This is a genomic window from Paraburkholderia sp. DHOC27, assembly GCF_003429005.1.
In the GTDB taxonomy this organism is placed as follows: Bacteria; Pseudomonadota; Gammaproteobacteria; order Burkholderiales; family Burkholderiaceae; genus Paraburkholderia.
Genome location: NZ_QVQV01000006.1, coordinates 67681 through 83675, shown reverse-complemented (window position 1 = coordinate 83675; position 15995 = coordinate 67681). Strand labels below are relative to the sequence as shown.

Here is a 15995-nt window from a genome sequence, read left to right as displayed (position 1 = left end):
GGGCTGACGGGTTATTAAGGACTTACGTCCGGTCTCTGGTCAAGCTCAGGCCGCTTCGGCTGCCACCGCGTTTGGATCGGTCGAACTCTGCGGCAGCGCGAGATTCAGCACCGACTGTTCATTCGCTTCGCCACGCGGCAATTCGCCGGAAATACGCCCCTGCCGCATCACGACGATCCGGTCGGACACGCCCAGCACTTCCGGCAGTTCCGACGAAATCATCACGATCGCGCAGCCACGTTCCGCGAGCTGATACATCACGTTATAGATCTCGTGCTTGGCGCCGACGTCGATTCCTCGCGTCGGTTCGTCGAGAATCACCACTTTCAGATCAGGTTCCGCGAGCCAGCGCGACAGAATCGCCTTTTGCTGGTTGCCGCCGGAAAGAAAGCGGATTTTCTGGCGACGGCTCGGCGTCTTGATCTTCAGCAGCTTGATAAAACGGTCCGCCGTCTGCGCTTCTTTCTTGCGGTTCAGGAAGATTCCGCCGCGCAGATAATGACGACGGCAACTGATGTTGATGTTCTCCGACACCGTCGCCATTGCCACGATGCCTTCTTCCTTGCGGTCTTCCGGACACAGCACGATGCCATGACGAATTGCTTCGCCGGCGCTGCGCACCTTGATGGTCTTGCCGTCCAGCACGATCTCGCCGTTCTTCTTGTTGTCGGCGCCGTACACGAGATGCATCAGTTCGCTGCGGCCCGCACCCACCAGGCCAAAGAAGCCAACGATCTCACCGCGCCGCACTTCGAAGCTGGCCGGCTCCTTGAGCGGATGGCCTTCGACCGCCTTGGCCGAGAAACGCACTTCGCCCAGTTCGCGCGGCTTGTAGCTATAGATGTCGGAAATCTCGCGACCCACCATCTCGCTCACGATCGTCTCGCGCTTCACGCCTTCGAGCGTCGGATGCGAAGCCACCTTGCGGCCGTCACGGAAAATCGTGCAGGCGTCGCAAAGTTCGTAAATTTCGTCCATCCGGTGCGAGATGTAGATCATCGCCCGGTTGTCGGCGCGCAGATCGCGCACCAGCTTGAACAGCACTTCGGTCTCGCTGTGCGAGAGCGAGCTGGTCGGCTCGTCGAGCGCGATCACGCGCGCATTGCGCATCAGCGCCTTGCAGATTTCCACCATCTGCCGTTGCGCGATGGAGAGCTTGCCCAGCCGGGCATTCGGATCCAGCGCCACGCCCATTGCTTCGAGGCGTTCGCGCACGAAGCGCTTGGCTTCGCGCTTGTTGACCCAGCCGAGCGAGTTGGGCAACTGGCCAAGGAGCAGATTTTCCGTGACCGTGAGATCGGGCACGTACTGCAGCTCCTGGTGAATCACCGCGATTCCCGCCCCGATCGACGCAGCGGCGCTGCCGAAGCGCACCTCGTTGCCGTCGATCATCACGCGTCCGGAATCCGGCTGGTATTCACCGCCGAGAATCTTCAGCAGGGTGGATTTCCCCGCACCGTTTTCGCCCATCAGACCGTGCACCTGGCCGACGTTCACGTCGAATGACACTCCGTCGAGCGCACGCACGCCTGGAAAGACCTTGCCGATATTGTCAAAACGCAGCGTCGCTGACACTTCGCCTCCTGTTGCATCCTGTGAACCGCATGGCCCGGCGCGGCTTGCCGCATTGCCAGTCCGACGGTCTGCTTCAACCTGTGTTGCGCCTGCCGGCGCGCGCATCCCAAAATTGAGCTGCGCGCGCCGCCTTGCTGGACAAAGCCGCCGGAACCCGTGAGTCCGGCGGCCGTCCGCTACACGTCAGTGCCTGGCGGCTTACTTCGATGCCAGACCCATCTTTTCACGCACGTCCGCGACGTTGTCACGCGTGGCCAGCATGCCGGTCGTCAGCGTGAGCGGGGGCGGTGCCTTGCCTTGCGTGATCCAGTCGTACATCAGCGTCGAGGTTTCTTCGCCGTGACGCTTCGGGCTGATGATGACCGTGCCGTAGAAGCCCGTCGGGGTCGGCTTCTTGAATTCGTTCAATGCCGAATCCGAACCGCCGATACCGATACCGATCATGTTGTCAGCCTTGAAGCCACGGCCTTCCGCTGCGCGGACTGCACCCAGCACGGCTTCGTCGTTCAGGCCGTATGCCACCCAGTGCTTGTACTGCGGGTTCTTGGTCAGCGCGATGTTGGCGGCGTTGAAAGCGTTTTCCGTGTCGGTCTTCGCTTGCGGCGCTTCAACCACGTTCGACTTCGGGAAACCGGCTGCCACGAGTGCGTCGGTTGCGCCGCTGGTGCGGTCAACAGCCGTCGGCAACTGGTTGTAGGTCACGTCGATCGCGCCCACGTCCTTCATGTCCCAGCCGCGCTTCTTGATTTCCGCAGCCAGGCCTTCGCCAACCTGCTTGCCGATGTTGTACGCCGAGATGCCCATATGCGGCACCGAAGCGATCGGCTTGCCCGAACCGTCGACGAGGCGGTCATCCACCGTCATCATCTTCAGACCATCAGCCTTGGCCTTGGCAACGATGCCCGGTCCCAGCTTGACGTCAGGCGTGCAGATGATGAAGCCCTGTGCCTTTTGTGCCGACAGGTTGTCGATCGCGCTCATCACCGTCTCGCCCGAGGGTGCGCCGATTTTCACCAGCGTGAAGCCCTTTTCCTTCGCGGCCATCTCGGCAAACTTCCACTCGTCCTGGAACCACGGCTCTTCCGGCTGCTTCACGAGGAAGCCGATCTTGACCTGGTCAGCGGCCTGCACGACCGGTGCGGTGAACGCCACGGTCGTTGCTGCTGCCACCAGCGTGAGGAAAATTCTACGTTTCATGATGCAGTCTCCTGACTAATTAGTAGATAACGAGAAGGTATTGGCCGCGTCTTCTTATACCGGTCCTGACACACGCGGCCAGCGCGTCAACCGGCTAAAACAAAACGTCGCGCTCTGTGGCGCTTTCCTACGGCATGCGCCTCACGGGCGCGTGCCACCTCTGTCTGGTTGCTGCTGCTTGGTTGCTTCTTTTTTGCTTCGATGCTTCGATGCTTCGATGCTTCGATGCTTTGGTACTGCTTCGTTGCTGCTGTTTCGTTGCGCTCGCTCAGTCGTGGTACAGCGCCGAGCGCCCGCCGTCGACCGTGATACAGCTGGCGTTGATGAACGGCGCCTCGTCCGATGCGAGGAACACCGCCGTCATCGCCACTTCTTCGGGGCGGCCGATCCGCTTCATCGGCTGCAGATCCAGCGTGGCCTGCTGCGCCGCCGCCGGGTCGGTCTGCCCGTTCCACCAGTCATGCGTCAATTGCGTCTCGATGTAGCCAGGCGCGATGGCATTGACCCGCACGTTGCGCGGCGCGTACTCGATGCCGAGCGCACGCGTCAGGCCGATCACACCGTGCTTCGCCACCGGATACGGGAAGCAGCCCGGAATGATCTTGAATGAATGTGTCGAGGCAATGTTGACGATGCTGCCCGCACCGCGTTCGACCATGCCCGGCAGTACCGCACGGCAACCGTTCCAGACACCGTCCAGATCGACGGCAAAACAGCGCCGCCAGTCGTCGTCCGTCATCGTCAACGGATCGCAGAATACATTGATACCCGCGTTGTTCACCAGCACATCCACGGCACCGAAGGCCTGTTCGGCCTCGCGCACGGCGTGCTGAACCGAGGCCGATTGCGTGACGTCGGTCTGCACCGCGAGAACCTTGCTTGCGCCGCCTGCGTTGTTTGCGCCGGCTGCAACCATCGCGCCTTCGATTTCACGCGCGGTGCGCTGCGCCATCTCCAGATCCAGCTCCGCCAGCACGACCGCCGCACCTTCGCGAGCGAAGGCGAGCGCAATCGCTGCGCCGATGCCACGCCCGGCGCCCGTAATCATTGCGACCTTGTTGGCGAGCCGGTTCATTTCTTCGCGCTCGCCCGGGCAATGCGCAGACCGTTGATGTACGCCTTCGCGTGCGAGGCCGTCGCCGCCACGCTCTGACCCGGCTTGTAGAGTGCCGAGCCCAGACCGAAGCCGTTCGCGCCAGCCGTGAGGAACGGGCCCATGTTGTCCGGCGTGATGCCGCCCACCGGTACCAGCGGCACTTCGGTCGCGATCACCGCGCGCCACGCCTTGACGACGTGGCAGCCGAGTTGCTCGGCAGGGAACATCTTCAGCACGTCCGCGCCGTTCTTCAGTGCGAGGAAGGCTTCGTTCGGCGTTGCGACACCAGGCGCGCATGCCAGCCCCTGGGCCTTCGCGGCGCTGACCACTTCCGCGTCGCTATGCGGCATCACGATCAATTCGCCACCGGCCGACTTCACTTCGTTGACGAAGCTCGCATGCAACACGGTTCCCGCGCCTACGATCGCATCGGCCGGCAGCACCTTGCGGATCGCCGCAATGCTGTCGAACGGCTGCGGCGAGTTGAGCGGCACTTCGACGATGCGAAAGCCGGCTTCGTACAGCGCCTGACCGTGCTCGGCGGCATCCGCGGGCGTGACGCCGCGCAGAATGGCGATCAGCGGACACGCTTCGAAAGCCGCGATCAGGCCCGCGTGCGGCATGTACGGGGCGGGCAGATTGATGTGAGGTTGCATGTCGATTCCTTGTCTTTGTCGTACGCGGCGCCGGCGCGTTAGCCGGCGTGTGCGCTGTGCGCGGCGCCAGCCGCCGGGCTGACCAGTCCAGCCTGGGCGGCGATGCGCCACAGACCGTGCTCGGTGGCTTGCTTGACCAGATCGGCCTGGGTGCAGCCAAACTGGGTCAGTGCAAGCCGGTAACGTTCGCACAATGCTTCATTGCCAATCAGGCGCAACGCGTGGCCGGCGAGGCCGGTCTGCTGCTGCGCGAGCACGGCGTCGAGGCCGACCAGTTCGTGACCGATCAGCAGCCCCGACAGATAGTCCGGTTGCTGTTCGCTTTTCAGTTCGCCCGTCAGGCCGAGCGTGCGGGTGCTGAACACCGTGGCGAGCGGGCCGGCCTGCCCTTTCAGACGGGCGATGTTCACGCCGCGCAAAAATGCTTCGGTATCCAGATGATCCGGCGTCGCCATCGTGCGGCCGAGAATCGTATGGTCGCGCAGCGCTGCGAAAATCTCGCCGGTCATGAAGGTGTGAAAACGTTCGATCTGATCGCCGCGCACCACGACCCACTTGGCGTGCGTGCCCGGCAGGCCGATCAGCTCGCGCTCTGTTGCAGTTGCTTCCGCAGTTGCGCCCGCCGTTGCCCCCGCAGTTGCCCCATTAGCGCTTGCGGCTGTATTCAGGTTGGCGTGGTTCGCGTCTGCCGTTGCCGGGTCGCTCAATGCGCCAAAAATTTGCGTCTCTTCGCCGCGCATCACGTTCGGCAATTCACCGCGCTGCAACACGCCGGGCACGATATGCAGGGTCACGCCGCGCGCCGTCTGCACGCGCACGATGCCTGCCACCAGCGCGTCGGCGCTCGCCGGCGCCGTCACATAGGGCGCTTCGAGCCAGCCTTGCGCGCTGCCCACCATGCCGGCTGCGATGACCGGCAGGTTCGGCATGCGTTCGAGCCATTCGCCGCAAACCGCATCGAAAGCGGCGTCGAAGCCACCTTGCGCGGCGGGGCGCGGCAGATTCATGATGCCCGCAGTCGATTCACGCGCGTCCAGCACCTTGCCTGTTGCGTCGAACAGATAGGCACGCAGCGAGGTCGTGCCCCAGTCGAGCGCGACCAGCGCCGCCTGGTCGAGACCAGCGGCACGCACTTGCGGCGCGCTATCGACACTGGTGAGCGTCGGCGCTTGAGCGACCGGCGAGGAAAAACCCGATTGCGTCATCGTTTGATCCTGCGCGTCGCGGGCTGCGGGACACGCCAGCCGAGTTCTTCCGAAATGGCGCGCGCCTCGCGCTGCACGACGGGAATCAGTTCGTCCATCCGTTCGAGCGACATATAAGGAATCGTGCTCGCCACGGAAAGTGCCGCGACCACCGCGCCCGATGCATCACGCACCGGCGCTGCGACGCAGCGAATCGCCGCCTCGTTCTCTTCCAGGTCGAACGTGTAGCCGCCCGAGGAATACGTGGTCATGCGTTGCATGAAGGTGGGCAGATCGGGACGGTTGTCCGGCTTGAAGCTGACGCCCGCCAGTGCGCGCCGCGACGCTTCGAAGAGCGACGTCCACGCATCCGGCGTGAGGTCGAGCATCATCGCCTTGCCGATGCCGGTCGAGGCGAGCGGCATGCGGTGTCCAACGCGCGAACGCATTTCGAGGCCACGCGTGCCGGGAATCTTGTCGATGTACAGCACGTCGTCGCCGTCGCGCACGCCCAGATGGATGGTGTCGTGCGTCTGTTCGGCGAGCGATTCGATGTGCGGGCGCGCTACCGTGGTGAGCGGCATCTGTTCGAGCGCAATCGTGCCGAGTTCGATCAGCTTCGGGCCGAGCAGATAACCGCCCTGCACCTGACGCAGATAGCGCGCCTGCACGAGGCTGCTCACCAGACGATGGGTCGTGCTGCGCGTCGTGCCAAGCGCGGCACCGAAAGTACGCAGGTCGCGCACGCCAGCGGCGGCAGCTTCGAGAATGGCCAGACCGCGCAACAACGTCTGCGTACCGGCCTGCTGCGGCGTGATGTCGAGCAACGTGCTGGGCAATGCGATTTCGTCGGCGCTCCTGTGCGAAGCGACAGCGCCGTTCAGGGCACGAGGACGTGACTGGGGAGCGGCGTCGGAGCCTGGGCCGGACTCAACGGTGGCGTGAGTGGACATCGCTTTATTCATGGCGAGTGGGCGAATGATGGGGATTTACCGCGCGGAGCCGGCCGGACGGCCTGCGATACGTGACGGAACACGGCGAGTGCGTGCTTCCTGCCTGACGATGATGGGCATGGCTAGTTGTCTCCGATCGTTGGGTCCGCGCCTGCCGCACGACTCCGTGCGGACGGGAAAGAGCCTATTTTTCGTCCGGCTGCGGGTGGATCTGCGGGGTCTGATGAGCCCCGAAATCCCGCTATGCGGACGTGGTGGAACGGATTGTAGGACGGGCGTCGCGAAATCTCCAATATGTGAGTGTGACGCTCATATATTGGGACTCGCTTGCTTTAGTGGGACGACGTTTCAGATTTGCGCTCAGCGGCCGGAGGTTGCGGCCGCGGCGAACATGCTGGCATGGCTGGGATCGGTCGCGTAGCGGTAGAAATCCGTACGGCTCGCAAAGCCGCCCAGCAGCGTCTGGAAGAAACAGACCAGTTCGGTCATCTGCCGGTTGCGCAGGCAGCGCTGGAAGGCGGCCAGGGCTGGCTCGCCGGCGTTATCCAGAAACAAACGCGGGCCCGACGCAAAGAGCGCCTGTGCGATCACGGCCGCGACTTCGACACGCACCCTGCCCTGCGCTTCGCGGATTGTGTTGTTTTGATGCACCCGATACGCGATGTGTTCGAACTGAAGATCGAGGAATACCGTGCTGTGGCGGCACGCAAACATCAGGAAGTCGAGGTCGTGGCAGTAGCGCAGCGGCTGGAAGCCACCCGACGCGTCCCACAGCGCCCGCGAGAAGACCATGTTCGACGTCGTGGCGACGAAGTTGTCGTTCAGTAGCGCGAGTTGCGGCAGATGGGTTTCGTCCAGAAAACGTCGGGCGCGGCCGAGCCATTCGACCGCAAAACCTGAGTCTTGCCGCACGCCTGCGTGATCGATGAGTTGCAGATCGCCGGAGATCAGGCCAATGTCGGGCCGCTGCTGAATGATCGCCCGGCACCGCTCGAGCTTGGCGAGGGCGAACAGATCGTCAGAATTCAGCACGGCGATATATTCCCCGTGACTCAGCGCAATGGCCCGATTCAGCGTGTGATGGGCGCCCGCGTTCTCCTGTTTGTATGTTTTCGCGTTGGGCGCTTTGGCCAACACCCGCTGCGCGATTTCGTAGCCATCGTCCGACGAGCCGTCGTCAATCAGGATGATTTCGTCCGCTGCCGAGGTCTGCGATAACACGCTTTCCAGCGCCGCCTCGATGTAATGCGCATGGTTGTAAAGAGGGATGACGACGGAAATGGTCGTCGCAGGGAGCGGGTTCAAAATCGACATGGCGGACCAATTCGGTGATTCGGCGAATTCAGACAAAGGCGCCATTCTAGTGCCAATTATTCAATCAGCCATGTTTTTATTGAAAACATTATTTGAAATATCTGCAGCCATCATTTTATAAAGTATTTTAAGACTCCTCCGATGGACCTATTACTACTATACAAATAATATTGATCGGATTTTTTCAAGAAAAACACCACCTCAATGCGCGTATTTGTAGCAACTGCGTCGAACGACACCTACTTGCCCCTGCTTCAGGGCCTCCTCGATTCCCTCAAGCAATTCGGCAATCCACTGCCGTTCTCGGCTGTCGGATGTCTCGACGTGGGGCTGAGCGAAGGAAACCGCGCATCGCTCGCCACCCAGGGCGTGCAGGTCGTAGAAGCTCGCTGGGATTTGCCCGTCGAACCTGCCTTGCAAAAGCTCACGCCGCATTTACGCTCGCTCACCGCCCGGCCATTTTTGCCCGATTATTTCCCCGGCTACGACATCTATCTCTGGATCGACTGCGACGCGTGGGTACAGGAGCGATTCGTTTTTGAATGGTTTTTCCGCGCGGCCAAAGACGGTGCATTAGCCGTCGCGCCAGAAATCGACCGCTCATATAATCAGCGCATTGGCCATTCCTGGAAAGCAGATCGCCTCCGTCGCTATTACGGAGAAAATGCCGCAGAGAAAATGCTCACGCAGCATTATTTCAACGCCGGCGTATTCGCCATGCGAGCGGACGCGCCGCATTGGTCTCATTGGGCCGCCCATTTCGAAGCGGGTCTAAAAGCAACCGGCGGCACGCTGGTTTGCGATCAAACCGCGCTCAATCACGCCATCTGGTCGCACCAGCTTCCCATGCATCCGTTGCCGTCCACATGCAACTGGCTGTGTCACCTGGCGTTACCCGCGTTCGATTTCGCGCGGCAGAAATTCTGCGAACCGCTGTTCCCGCACAGCCCGCTCGGTGTGCTGCATCTCACCGCGAATACCAAAGACCTGCGCGTCACGCTGAATGATGAAAGCAGCGGCACCTTCCGCGCAGCCGGCTTGCGCTTTCAGGCTGCCTGACGCGCACTGGGTCGGCGGCGGCGCGCGCCTTTCCGACTAGTCCGGCAACTCCGCCATCCCCATCCGGTGCGCAATCACGCCCGCCCGGTGTGTCAGATACGGCGAGCTGCGGTGCTCATCGAAGTATTTCGGGCGCGGCAACATCACGGCGAGACGCGCCGACTGTCCGGCGGTGAGCTTCGCCGCCGAGGTCTTGTAGTAGTGCTGCGCGGCGGCCTCCGCACCGTAAATGCCGTTTCCCCACTCCACGGAGTTCAGGTAGATCTCGTAGATGCGCTCCTTGTCCATCAAGGTCTCGAGCATCCACGTGATGATCAATTCCTGGCCCTTGCGGATATAACTTTTCTCCCGCGATAGAAACAGGTTGCGCGCCAGTTGCTGCGTAATCGTCGACCCGCCCGCCACGATCTTGCCGCGCGCCTTGTTCTTCTCCCATGCCTGCAGGATGGCGTCGGTTTCGTAGCCGTTGTTGTTGACGAAGTCGGCGTCCTCGGACGCGATGATCGCGCGCTTCAGGTTGCGCGAAATCTGCTCGTAAGGCACCCAGGTGTGCTGAATGGACAGATCGGAATGGTCCTCCGAAAGACGCCACGCGTCGGAGCGCATGAACGCCGTCGACTGCGGATTCACGTTGTTCCAGATGGCGATCTGCGCGAAGTAGAACAACTGCGTGGCGATCCAGGCAAGGGCGACGACTGCGCCAACGTAAAGAATCCATCGGGCTGGCCCGAGCCGGATTGTTCGCCTCGCTCGCGTCATCGTCGTCACGGTCTCTGGTTCGAACGGTTGTGGAAGAGTTACTTCGAGTCAATGCGCGGCGGTTCAGGCCGCGCTAGATCCAGCCAGCATTTGACGCAATTGCGCCAGCACGGGCGCGCCGCTCGGACGCACGCCACGCCACACGAAAAACGATTCGGCGGCCTGTTCGACGAGCATGCCGAGGCCATCGGCGGCGCGGGCACCCAGCGTCTGCGCGTGCTGCATGAACACCGTCGGCTGCGCGCCGTACATCATGTCGTACGCAAGCGTGCCGCTGCCGAACGCGCGCTCGTCGCACTCGGGCAGCGCATCATCCAGACTACCGGCCGTCGCGTTGATGATGACGTCGTACGCGCTCGCCTCGACTGCCGCGGCGCCTCCGCCCGTCAGTTGGCAACCGGCCGTGCGCGCCGCTGCGCCGAACTGCTCGACCAGTTCGCTGGCCTTTGCGGCGGTCCGGTTGACGATCGTCAGTGAGTGCGGCGAGCGCTCCAGCATGGGCAGCACCACGCCGCGCGCGGCCCCGCCTGCGCCCAGCAGCAGGATGCGCGCGCCCTTGAGCGGCGTGCTCAGATTCACTTCGATATCACGCACGAGGCCAAAGCCGTCCGTGTTGTCGCCATAGATGCTGCCCGCGTCAGCACGCAAAGTATTCACCGCGCCTGCCGCTGCCGCGCGAGGCGACAGCGTCGTGGCCAGTGCGTGCGCCTCGAGCTTGAACGGCACCGTTACATTGAGACCGCGTCCACCCGCCTCGAAGAAGGCGCGCACGTGCGGCACGAATGCATCCAGAGGCGCCAGCAGGTGCGTGTAGTCGACCGGCTCGCCGGTCTGCTCCGCAAAGCGCGCGTGAATGAACGGCGACTTGCTATGGCTGATCGGATTGCCGATCACCGCATAGCGGTCGCGCGGTACGGCATGAGACTGTGCGCCTGACTGTGCCGGCGCGCTCATTGCCCCGGCTCCGCGACCTGCTGACCGGCGGATGCGTCCTCGCCTTCCGCGCCGTTGCCGCTTGCCTCTCCCTGTCCGTCAGGGTCGGCGTCAGTTGCAGCATCAGACTCGGCTTCGGCCTCGGCCTCGCTCTCAGGAGAGTCGTCCGCCGCGTCGAGCAATTCTTCTTCACCCTCGTCCGCTTCTTCGGCTTCCGTGCCGCTCGTGACGGTGGGCGCGTCGAGCACCTTCAACATCCGCACGGACGCTTCCACGGTCAGTTCGTCAATCGACATCACTTCCATCAGCAGGCGTGTGCCGCGGGCATGCACGCCGAGCGCCGGCACATGCAGCAGCAAGGGAATCTCTTCGAGCCGAACCAGATCGTCCTTCACCACCGTTGCCACGACCTGCTTCTTGTCTTCCTGCTTCAGCCAGCGCAAGCACCAGAAATACTCCATGCGCCGCTGATGGTCGGCGTAGGCCGAGTACGTGTCGTCGAAGCCCTGCACGACGGCGAACAGATCCGCGTCTTTCGGCTTGAACGGCGCGGCCAGCTTGGCCGTCACACCATGCTGCACGCAGGCCAGCAATTGCCACTGATTGACGAGGTCCACGTAGCGACGCAACGGCGACGTGCTCCACGCGTATTGCGTCACGCCGAGCCCTTCGTGCGGCGCGGCGTTGGTCTGCATGCGTGTGCGCTTCGGACCGGACGGCGCGCCGAACGCGCGCTGCGTGCGGTAGATGCCGGGCACGCCGTGATCGTGCAGGAACGCGCCCCACGACGAGTTGGCGAGAATGGCCAGTTCCGCGACGATCGTATCGAGCGGCGAGCCACGGCGGCGCGGCGTAATGGTGATGTGCTCGCCGTCCACATAGAAATTGAAGTCGGTGTTGCGCTGCACTTCGCGACGCAGCCCGTAACCGGCCCGCGCCTGTTGACGCTTCTCGAACAGCGCGAGCGCGAACGGCCACAGCACCGCAATATCTTCCTTGTGCGGATAGTCGCCCGTGCCGGCGGCGAGCGCCTCTTCGGTGACCAGTTCGTCCAGCGTGTTGTGGCGCAGATTGTTCTTCACGAACACGCGCTCCGCGCGCGTCTCGCTCGCGACGATCTCCTGGGTTTCCCGATTGACGATCACATACAGCGACAGCGCCGGGCGCAAGCCGCCTTCGGCCAGCGTGAACGCCTCGACGACGCTGTCGGGCAGCATCGTGATCTTGTCGCCCGGCATATAGACGGTGGACAGACGATTGCGCGCGATCGCATCCACTTCGTCGCCGCGCTGAATACCGAGCGCCGGTGCCGCGATGTGCACGCCGATGCGCACACGGCCATCCGCGAGATGCTCGACAGAAAACGCGTCGTCGATTTCCGTGGTGGTCACATCATCAATGGAGAACGCCTGCACGTCTGCTTCCGGCAGATCCTCCGGCAACGAGCCCACCGTCACCGGCGCGAAACCGGTGCCGTGCGGGAAGAATTCGGACAGGAAACGCGCCTCATGCAGCGCCCGCGCCGACGGAATACCGCCGCACTCGAGCATCAGCCGCGCCTGCGAAATACCGCGCGCCGCCGCTGCGGCTTCCAGCGCCTTGTATTCAATGGTGTTCTTGTCGGGCTTCGTCAGCAGACCCAGCGCCTTGCCGGCCAATGCCTCGGGCAGACGGCCCGCCTTCAGTTCTTCCTCGTAGCCTGCCTGCACCAGACCCTGCTGACGCTTGCGCTCGAGCGAAGCCAGCGCCAGCTTCAACTGCTCCTGCGGCGCGCGTTGATACTGGCCGCGGCCTTTGCGGCGGAAGTAGACCGGCGACGCATGCATGCGCAGCACCAGTGCCGCGCGCTCGACCGGCCCGAACGAAGCACCGAAGTAATCGGCGCCGAGCGTTGCAAAGGGAAACTCGTCTTCCGGCGCGCATTCCCACAGAAAATCCAGATCGATTTCCTGGGCGGCGGCATCGGCTTGCTGGATCAGATCGCCCGCGCTCGGCTTCTCGAACTCGATCAGCACGTCTTTCGCGCGCACCTTCGTGCGGCGCCCGCCAGGCAGCTCGACCTGAAATGCATCGCCCTGCCGCGACAGCACGCTGCCTGCCTTGAAACTGCCCGATTCCTCAAAGAAAACGTTCACTCAATACTCTCGTTCTGACTTGCATGTACCGCAGCGCCGCGTGGACCAACTCCGCCGGGGCAACGGCAACGTGTTCGTGGTAGTGGCTCCGCCGCGCGCATGCTGGCGCGGGCGGCATGATTCAGGCCGTCGCGCGGGGCGCCGGCGGTTCTACATCCGCTGCATCGCAAAAGGCCAGCACGCCGTCGACGTACTGCTCGAACTCGCTGATCGCGTGGTCGCTGCCTTCAATCAAGGTAGTGCGCGCGCCGGGATAGTGGGCGAGCATCTCGCGGTAATCGAGTACTTCGTCGCCGGTGGCGGCAATCAAATAATAGCGTTCGGGACGGGTGATGGCGGCCACGCTCAAGGCCCGCAGTTCATCCAGATGATGCGGCTCGACGACGATGCTGCCGCCGCCGTGCCACAACGGCTGCTCACCCAGGTATTGGCTCAGGTCGCGCTGCGGCACGACCGCCGGGTTCAGCAACACGGCGCGCCAGCCGTGCTTCTCGGCCAGATACGTGGCGAAGTAGCCGCCCAGCGAACTGCCCACCACCGTGACCCGCGCGGGCGCCGCCGCCGCGACCAGTGACTCGGCGAGCGTAATCGTCTCGCGCGGCGACACAGGCAGCATCGGACAACACCATTCCGCGCTGCGACCGTCTTCAGCCAGGCGCGCGGCCATCACGCGAGCTTTGAAGGAGTTCGGCGAGGAGCGGAAGCCGTGCAGATAAAGGATCACGCGGCGCCTCGTTGCGCCGGGTCAGGCTGCGCCTGAGCCTGTTGCGCCTTGGCCGGCCGCGCCTGAGCCGGCCGCGCCGAGAGCGCATCCAGCAGCTTTTGATGCACGCCGCCAAAACCGCCATTGCTCATGACCAGCACCTGGTCGCCAGGTTGCGCCGCGGCCACCACTGCTTTGACAAGCGCGTCGAGGTTGTCGAACGCTTGCGCCTTGTCGCCGAGCGGGGCCAGCGCTTCTCCGAGATTCCAGCCCAGTGCATCGCGGCCCGTGGGTGCGCCGTAGCCGAAGACGAGATCGGCATCGGCGAGGCTGCCCGGCAGTTGCGCTTTCATCACGCCGAGCTTCATGGTGTTCGAGCGCGGTTCCAGCACAGCCAGAATACGTGTGTGATCACGGCCCACCCGCGTGCGCAGACCCGCAACCGTGGTTTCGATGGCGGTGGGATGGTGCGCGAAATCGTCGAACACCGTCACGCCGTCGACACTGCCGCGCACTTCCATGCGCCGCTTCACATTGCGGAAGCTCGCGAGCGACTGCGCGGCCTGCGCGGGCGGCACGCCCACGCTACGCGCCGCCGCGATCGCGGCAATCGCGTTCAGACGGTTATGTTCGCCCTGCACTTGCCACTCGACCTCGCCCACCCGCGCGCCGTTGTGATACACGGCGAACCTCTCGTCGACCGGCACGCCCTCTTCCGCGGGCAGCGCTTCCCAGCCGCCCTGCACGCCGAAGCGCTCCACTTCGCTCCAGCAGCCGCGCGACAACACGCGCTCCAGCGGCGCCTCGCGGCCATTGCTGACAATGCGCCCCACGCCCGGCACGGTGCGCACCAGATGGTGGAACTGGGTCTCGATAGCGGCGAGATCGGGGAAGATGTCGGCGTGATCGAATTCGAGATTGTTCAGCACCGCCGTGCGCGGCCGGTAGTGAACGAACTTGGAGCGCTTGTCGAAGAAGGCGGTGTCGTATTCGTCGGCTTCGATCACGAAGAAGCTCGAATCGGTGAGCCGCGCCGAGACACCGAAATTCAGCGGCACGCCGCCGATCAGAAAGCCCGGATTCATGCCCGCGTCTTCGAGCAGCCACGTCAGCATGGAACTCGTCGTGGTCTTGCCATGCGTGCCGGCCACCGCCAGCACCCACTTGCCGTTCAGCACGTGTTCACCGAGCCATTGCGGGCCCGACGTATAGGGCAGCCCACGATCGAGGATCGCTTCCATCAGCGGGTTGCCGCGTGACACCACGTTGCCGATCACGAACAGATCGGGGTTCAGATCGATCTGCTCCGCGCCGTAACCCTCTATCAGACGGATGCCTTGCGCCTCGAGCTGCGTGCTCATGGGCGGGTAGACGCCGGCGTCGCAGCCCGTCACGGTATGTCCCGCGCCGCGCGCGAGCACCGCGAGACCGCCCATGAACGTGCCGCAGATACCGAGGATGTGGATATGCATAAGCCTGTCGTGCCGCGCGGGCGTGTTTTTGCGTGGGAAAGGTGAGCAGGAAGGGCCGCGAAGGTCCGCCCGCAAAGGACGTTATTGTAACCGACGCCCTCCGATCGCCCCACGCTCTCCGGGAGCCAGGACCCGTTCCTTGTCAGGAGCCTGGCGCCCGGCGCCGCGCAACGGAAACCTGCCCAGGCAAACGAGACACGGCCGCCGCCGCAGGCCCGCCTGACCTGAGAGAGCCGGAAAAGGCCGACTCCATTCTCTAGTATGATTGAGAGATGACTCGCAAATCACATTTCGATCCACAGCGGGTGCGCGAGGAAATCGCCATCGCCGCTGCGCGGATGATCGCCGAGGACGGTCTGGACTACTCGACGGCCAAGCGCAAAGCCGCGCGGCAGCTCGTCGGGGAGACCCATGTGTCCGGTGAATGGCTGCCGGATAACGACCAGATCGAGGAAGAAATCCGCGAATATCAGGCCATCTTCCAGGGGGATAGCCAGCCGGCAGTGCTGCGCCGCCTGCGCGGCGTCGCGCTCGACTGGATGCAGCGGCTCGCGGCCTTCAACCCCTATCTGACGGGCGCGGTGCTGAACGGCACGGCAGGTGAACATTCGGATGTCTACCTGCAGGCCTTCTGCGACAACCCCAAGGAAGTCGCCATCTATTTTCTGAACGCGAACATCCAGTACGACGTGTCCGAGACGCGTCATTTTGCCGGCCGTGGTTACGTCGAGACGCTGAGCTTCATGTGGCGCCCCGAGCGCGAGGGCCGCGACAGCGAACCGGTCGGCGTGCACGTGGCGCTATATGACGCCAACGATCTGCGCGGCGCGGTGCGCGCCGACGCGCGCGGCCGCTACGCCCGCGCGAGTGCCCAGGCGGTGCAGGCGCTGGTCGACGGCAGCAGCGTCGAAGGCCGTGCCGAGAACCGCGCGGCTTCCCCCAACAATTGATCGACTCGA

14 protein-coding genes are annotated in these 15995 nt (G+C 63.6%); 2 read left to right on the top strand and 12 right to left on the bottom strand.

The window, feature by feature from the left end:
* Nucleotides 1–45 precede the first annotated feature (45 nt).
* The 7 genes from araG to D0B32_RS19050 all read right to left on the bottom strand — a co-directional run bounded on the left by araG (nucleotide 46) and on the right by D0B32_RS19050 (nucleotide 7975).
* Complete coding sequence (gene araG, locus D0B32_RS19080; protein WP_117335861.1) at nucleotides 46–1575, bottom strand: L-arabinose ABC transporter ATP-binding protein AraG; 1530 nt, start codon at nucleotides 1573–1575, stop codon at nucleotides 46–48.
* A gap of 198 nt (nucleotides 1576–1773) precedes the next feature.
* Nucleotides 1774–2772: an arabinose ABC transporter substrate-binding protein gene (locus D0B32_RS19075; protein WP_117335860.1), complete on the bottom strand. Its 999-nt coding sequence runs from the start codon at nucleotides 2770–2772 to the stop codon at nucleotides 1774–1776.
* Nucleotides 2773–3040: 268 nt separating this feature from the next.
* Nucleotides 3041–3847: an SDR family oxidoreductase gene (locus D0B32_RS19070; protein ID WP_117335859.1), complete on the bottom strand. Its 807-nt coding sequence runs from the start codon at nucleotides 3845–3847 to the stop codon at nucleotides 3041–3043.
* Complete coding sequence (locus tag D0B32_RS19065) at nucleotides 3844–4524, bottom strand: 2-dehydro-3-deoxy-6-phosphogalactonate aldolase (RefSeq protein ID WP_117335858.1); 681 nt, start codon at nucleotides 4522–4524, stop codon at nucleotides 3844–3846. The genes D0B32_RS19070 and D0B32_RS19065 overlap by 4 nt, the downstream gene beginning before the upstream one ends.
* Nucleotides 4525–4562: 38 nt before the next feature.
* Nucleotides 4563–5729, bottom strand: a complete 1167-nt coding sequence (locus D0B32_RS19060) for a 2-dehydro-3-deoxygalactonokinase (protein ID WP_117335857.1) — start codon at nucleotides 5727–5729, stop codon at nucleotides 4563–4565.
* The gene (locus D0B32_RS19055) at nucleotides 5726–6673 is read right to left on the bottom strand and encodes an IclR family transcriptional regulator (protein WP_117335856.1); all 948 of its coding nucleotides are present in this window, start codon (nucleotides 6671–6673) and stop codon (nucleotides 5726–5728) included. Before D0B32_RS19055 ends, D0B32_RS19060 begins: the two co-directional genes overlap by 4 nt.
* 348 nt (nucleotides 6674–7021) lie before the next feature.
* Complete coding sequence (locus D0B32_RS19050; RefSeq protein ID WP_181969847.1) at nucleotides 7022–7975, bottom strand: glycosyltransferase family A protein; 954 nt, start codon at nucleotides 7973–7975, stop codon at nucleotides 7022–7024.
* A 243-nt stretch (nucleotides 7976–8218) separates the two neighbouring features.
* Between D0B32_RS19050 and D0B32_RS19045 the strand changes: the two genes are divergently transcribed.
* Nucleotides 8219–9034 (top strand): hypothetical protein, encoded by an 816-nt coding sequence (locus D0B32_RS19045; RefSeq protein WP_147329545.1) that lies wholly within the window; start codon nucleotides 8219–8221, stop codon nucleotides 9032–9034.
* A gap of 36 nt (nucleotides 9035–9070) precedes the next feature.
* Here D0B32_RS19045 and mtgA read toward each other — a convergent pair whose 3' ends face one another.
* From mtgA to mpl, 5 genes are all read right to left on the bottom strand, one after another.
* Nucleotides 9071–9793, bottom strand: coding sequence for a monofunctional biosynthetic peptidoglycan transglycosylase (mtgA, locus tag D0B32_RS19040; protein WP_117335853.1), 723 nt, complete (start codon nucleotides 9791–9793; stop codon nucleotides 9071–9073).
* Nucleotides 9794–9856: 63 nt separating this feature from the next.
* Nucleotides 9857–10747 carry a shikimate dehydrogenase gene (gene aroE, locus D0B32_RS19035; RefSeq protein WP_117335852.1) on the bottom strand — a complete coding sequence of 297 codons (891 nt, stop codon included), beginning with the start codon at nucleotides 10745–10747 and terminating at the stop codon, nucleotides 9857–9859.
* Nucleotides 10744–12861 carry a ribonuclease catalytic domain-containing protein gene (locus D0B32_RS19030; RefSeq protein ID WP_117335851.1) on the bottom strand — a complete coding sequence of 706 codons (2118 nt, stop codon included), beginning with the start codon at nucleotides 12859–12861 and terminating at the stop codon, nucleotides 10744–10746. Before D0B32_RS19030 ends, aroE begins: the two co-directional genes overlap by 4 nt.
* 121 nt (nucleotides 12862–12982) lie before the next feature.
* Nucleotides 12983–13585 (bottom strand): YqiA/YcfP family alpha/beta fold hydrolase, encoded by a 603-nt coding sequence (locus tag D0B32_RS19025; protein ID WP_117335850.1) that lies wholly within the window; start codon nucleotides 13583–13585, stop codon nucleotides 12983–12985.
* Nucleotides 13582–15036, bottom strand: coding sequence for a UDP-N-acetylmuramate:L-alanyl-gamma-D-glutamyl-meso-diaminopimelate ligase (mpl, locus tag D0B32_RS19020; RefSeq protein WP_117335849.1), 1455 nt, complete (start codon nucleotides 15034–15036; stop codon nucleotides 13582–13584). The genes D0B32_RS19025 and mpl overlap by 4 nt, the downstream gene beginning before the upstream one ends.
* Nucleotides 15037–15308: 272 nt before the next feature.
* Between mpl and D0B32_RS19015 the strand changes: the two genes are divergently transcribed.
* Nucleotides 15309–15986 (top strand): UDP-N-acetylmuramate--alanine ligase, encoded by a 678-nt coding sequence (locus D0B32_RS19015; protein ID WP_117335848.1) that lies wholly within the window; start codon nucleotides 15309–15311, stop codon nucleotides 15984–15986.
* Nucleotides 15987–15995: the final 9 nt, after the last annotated feature.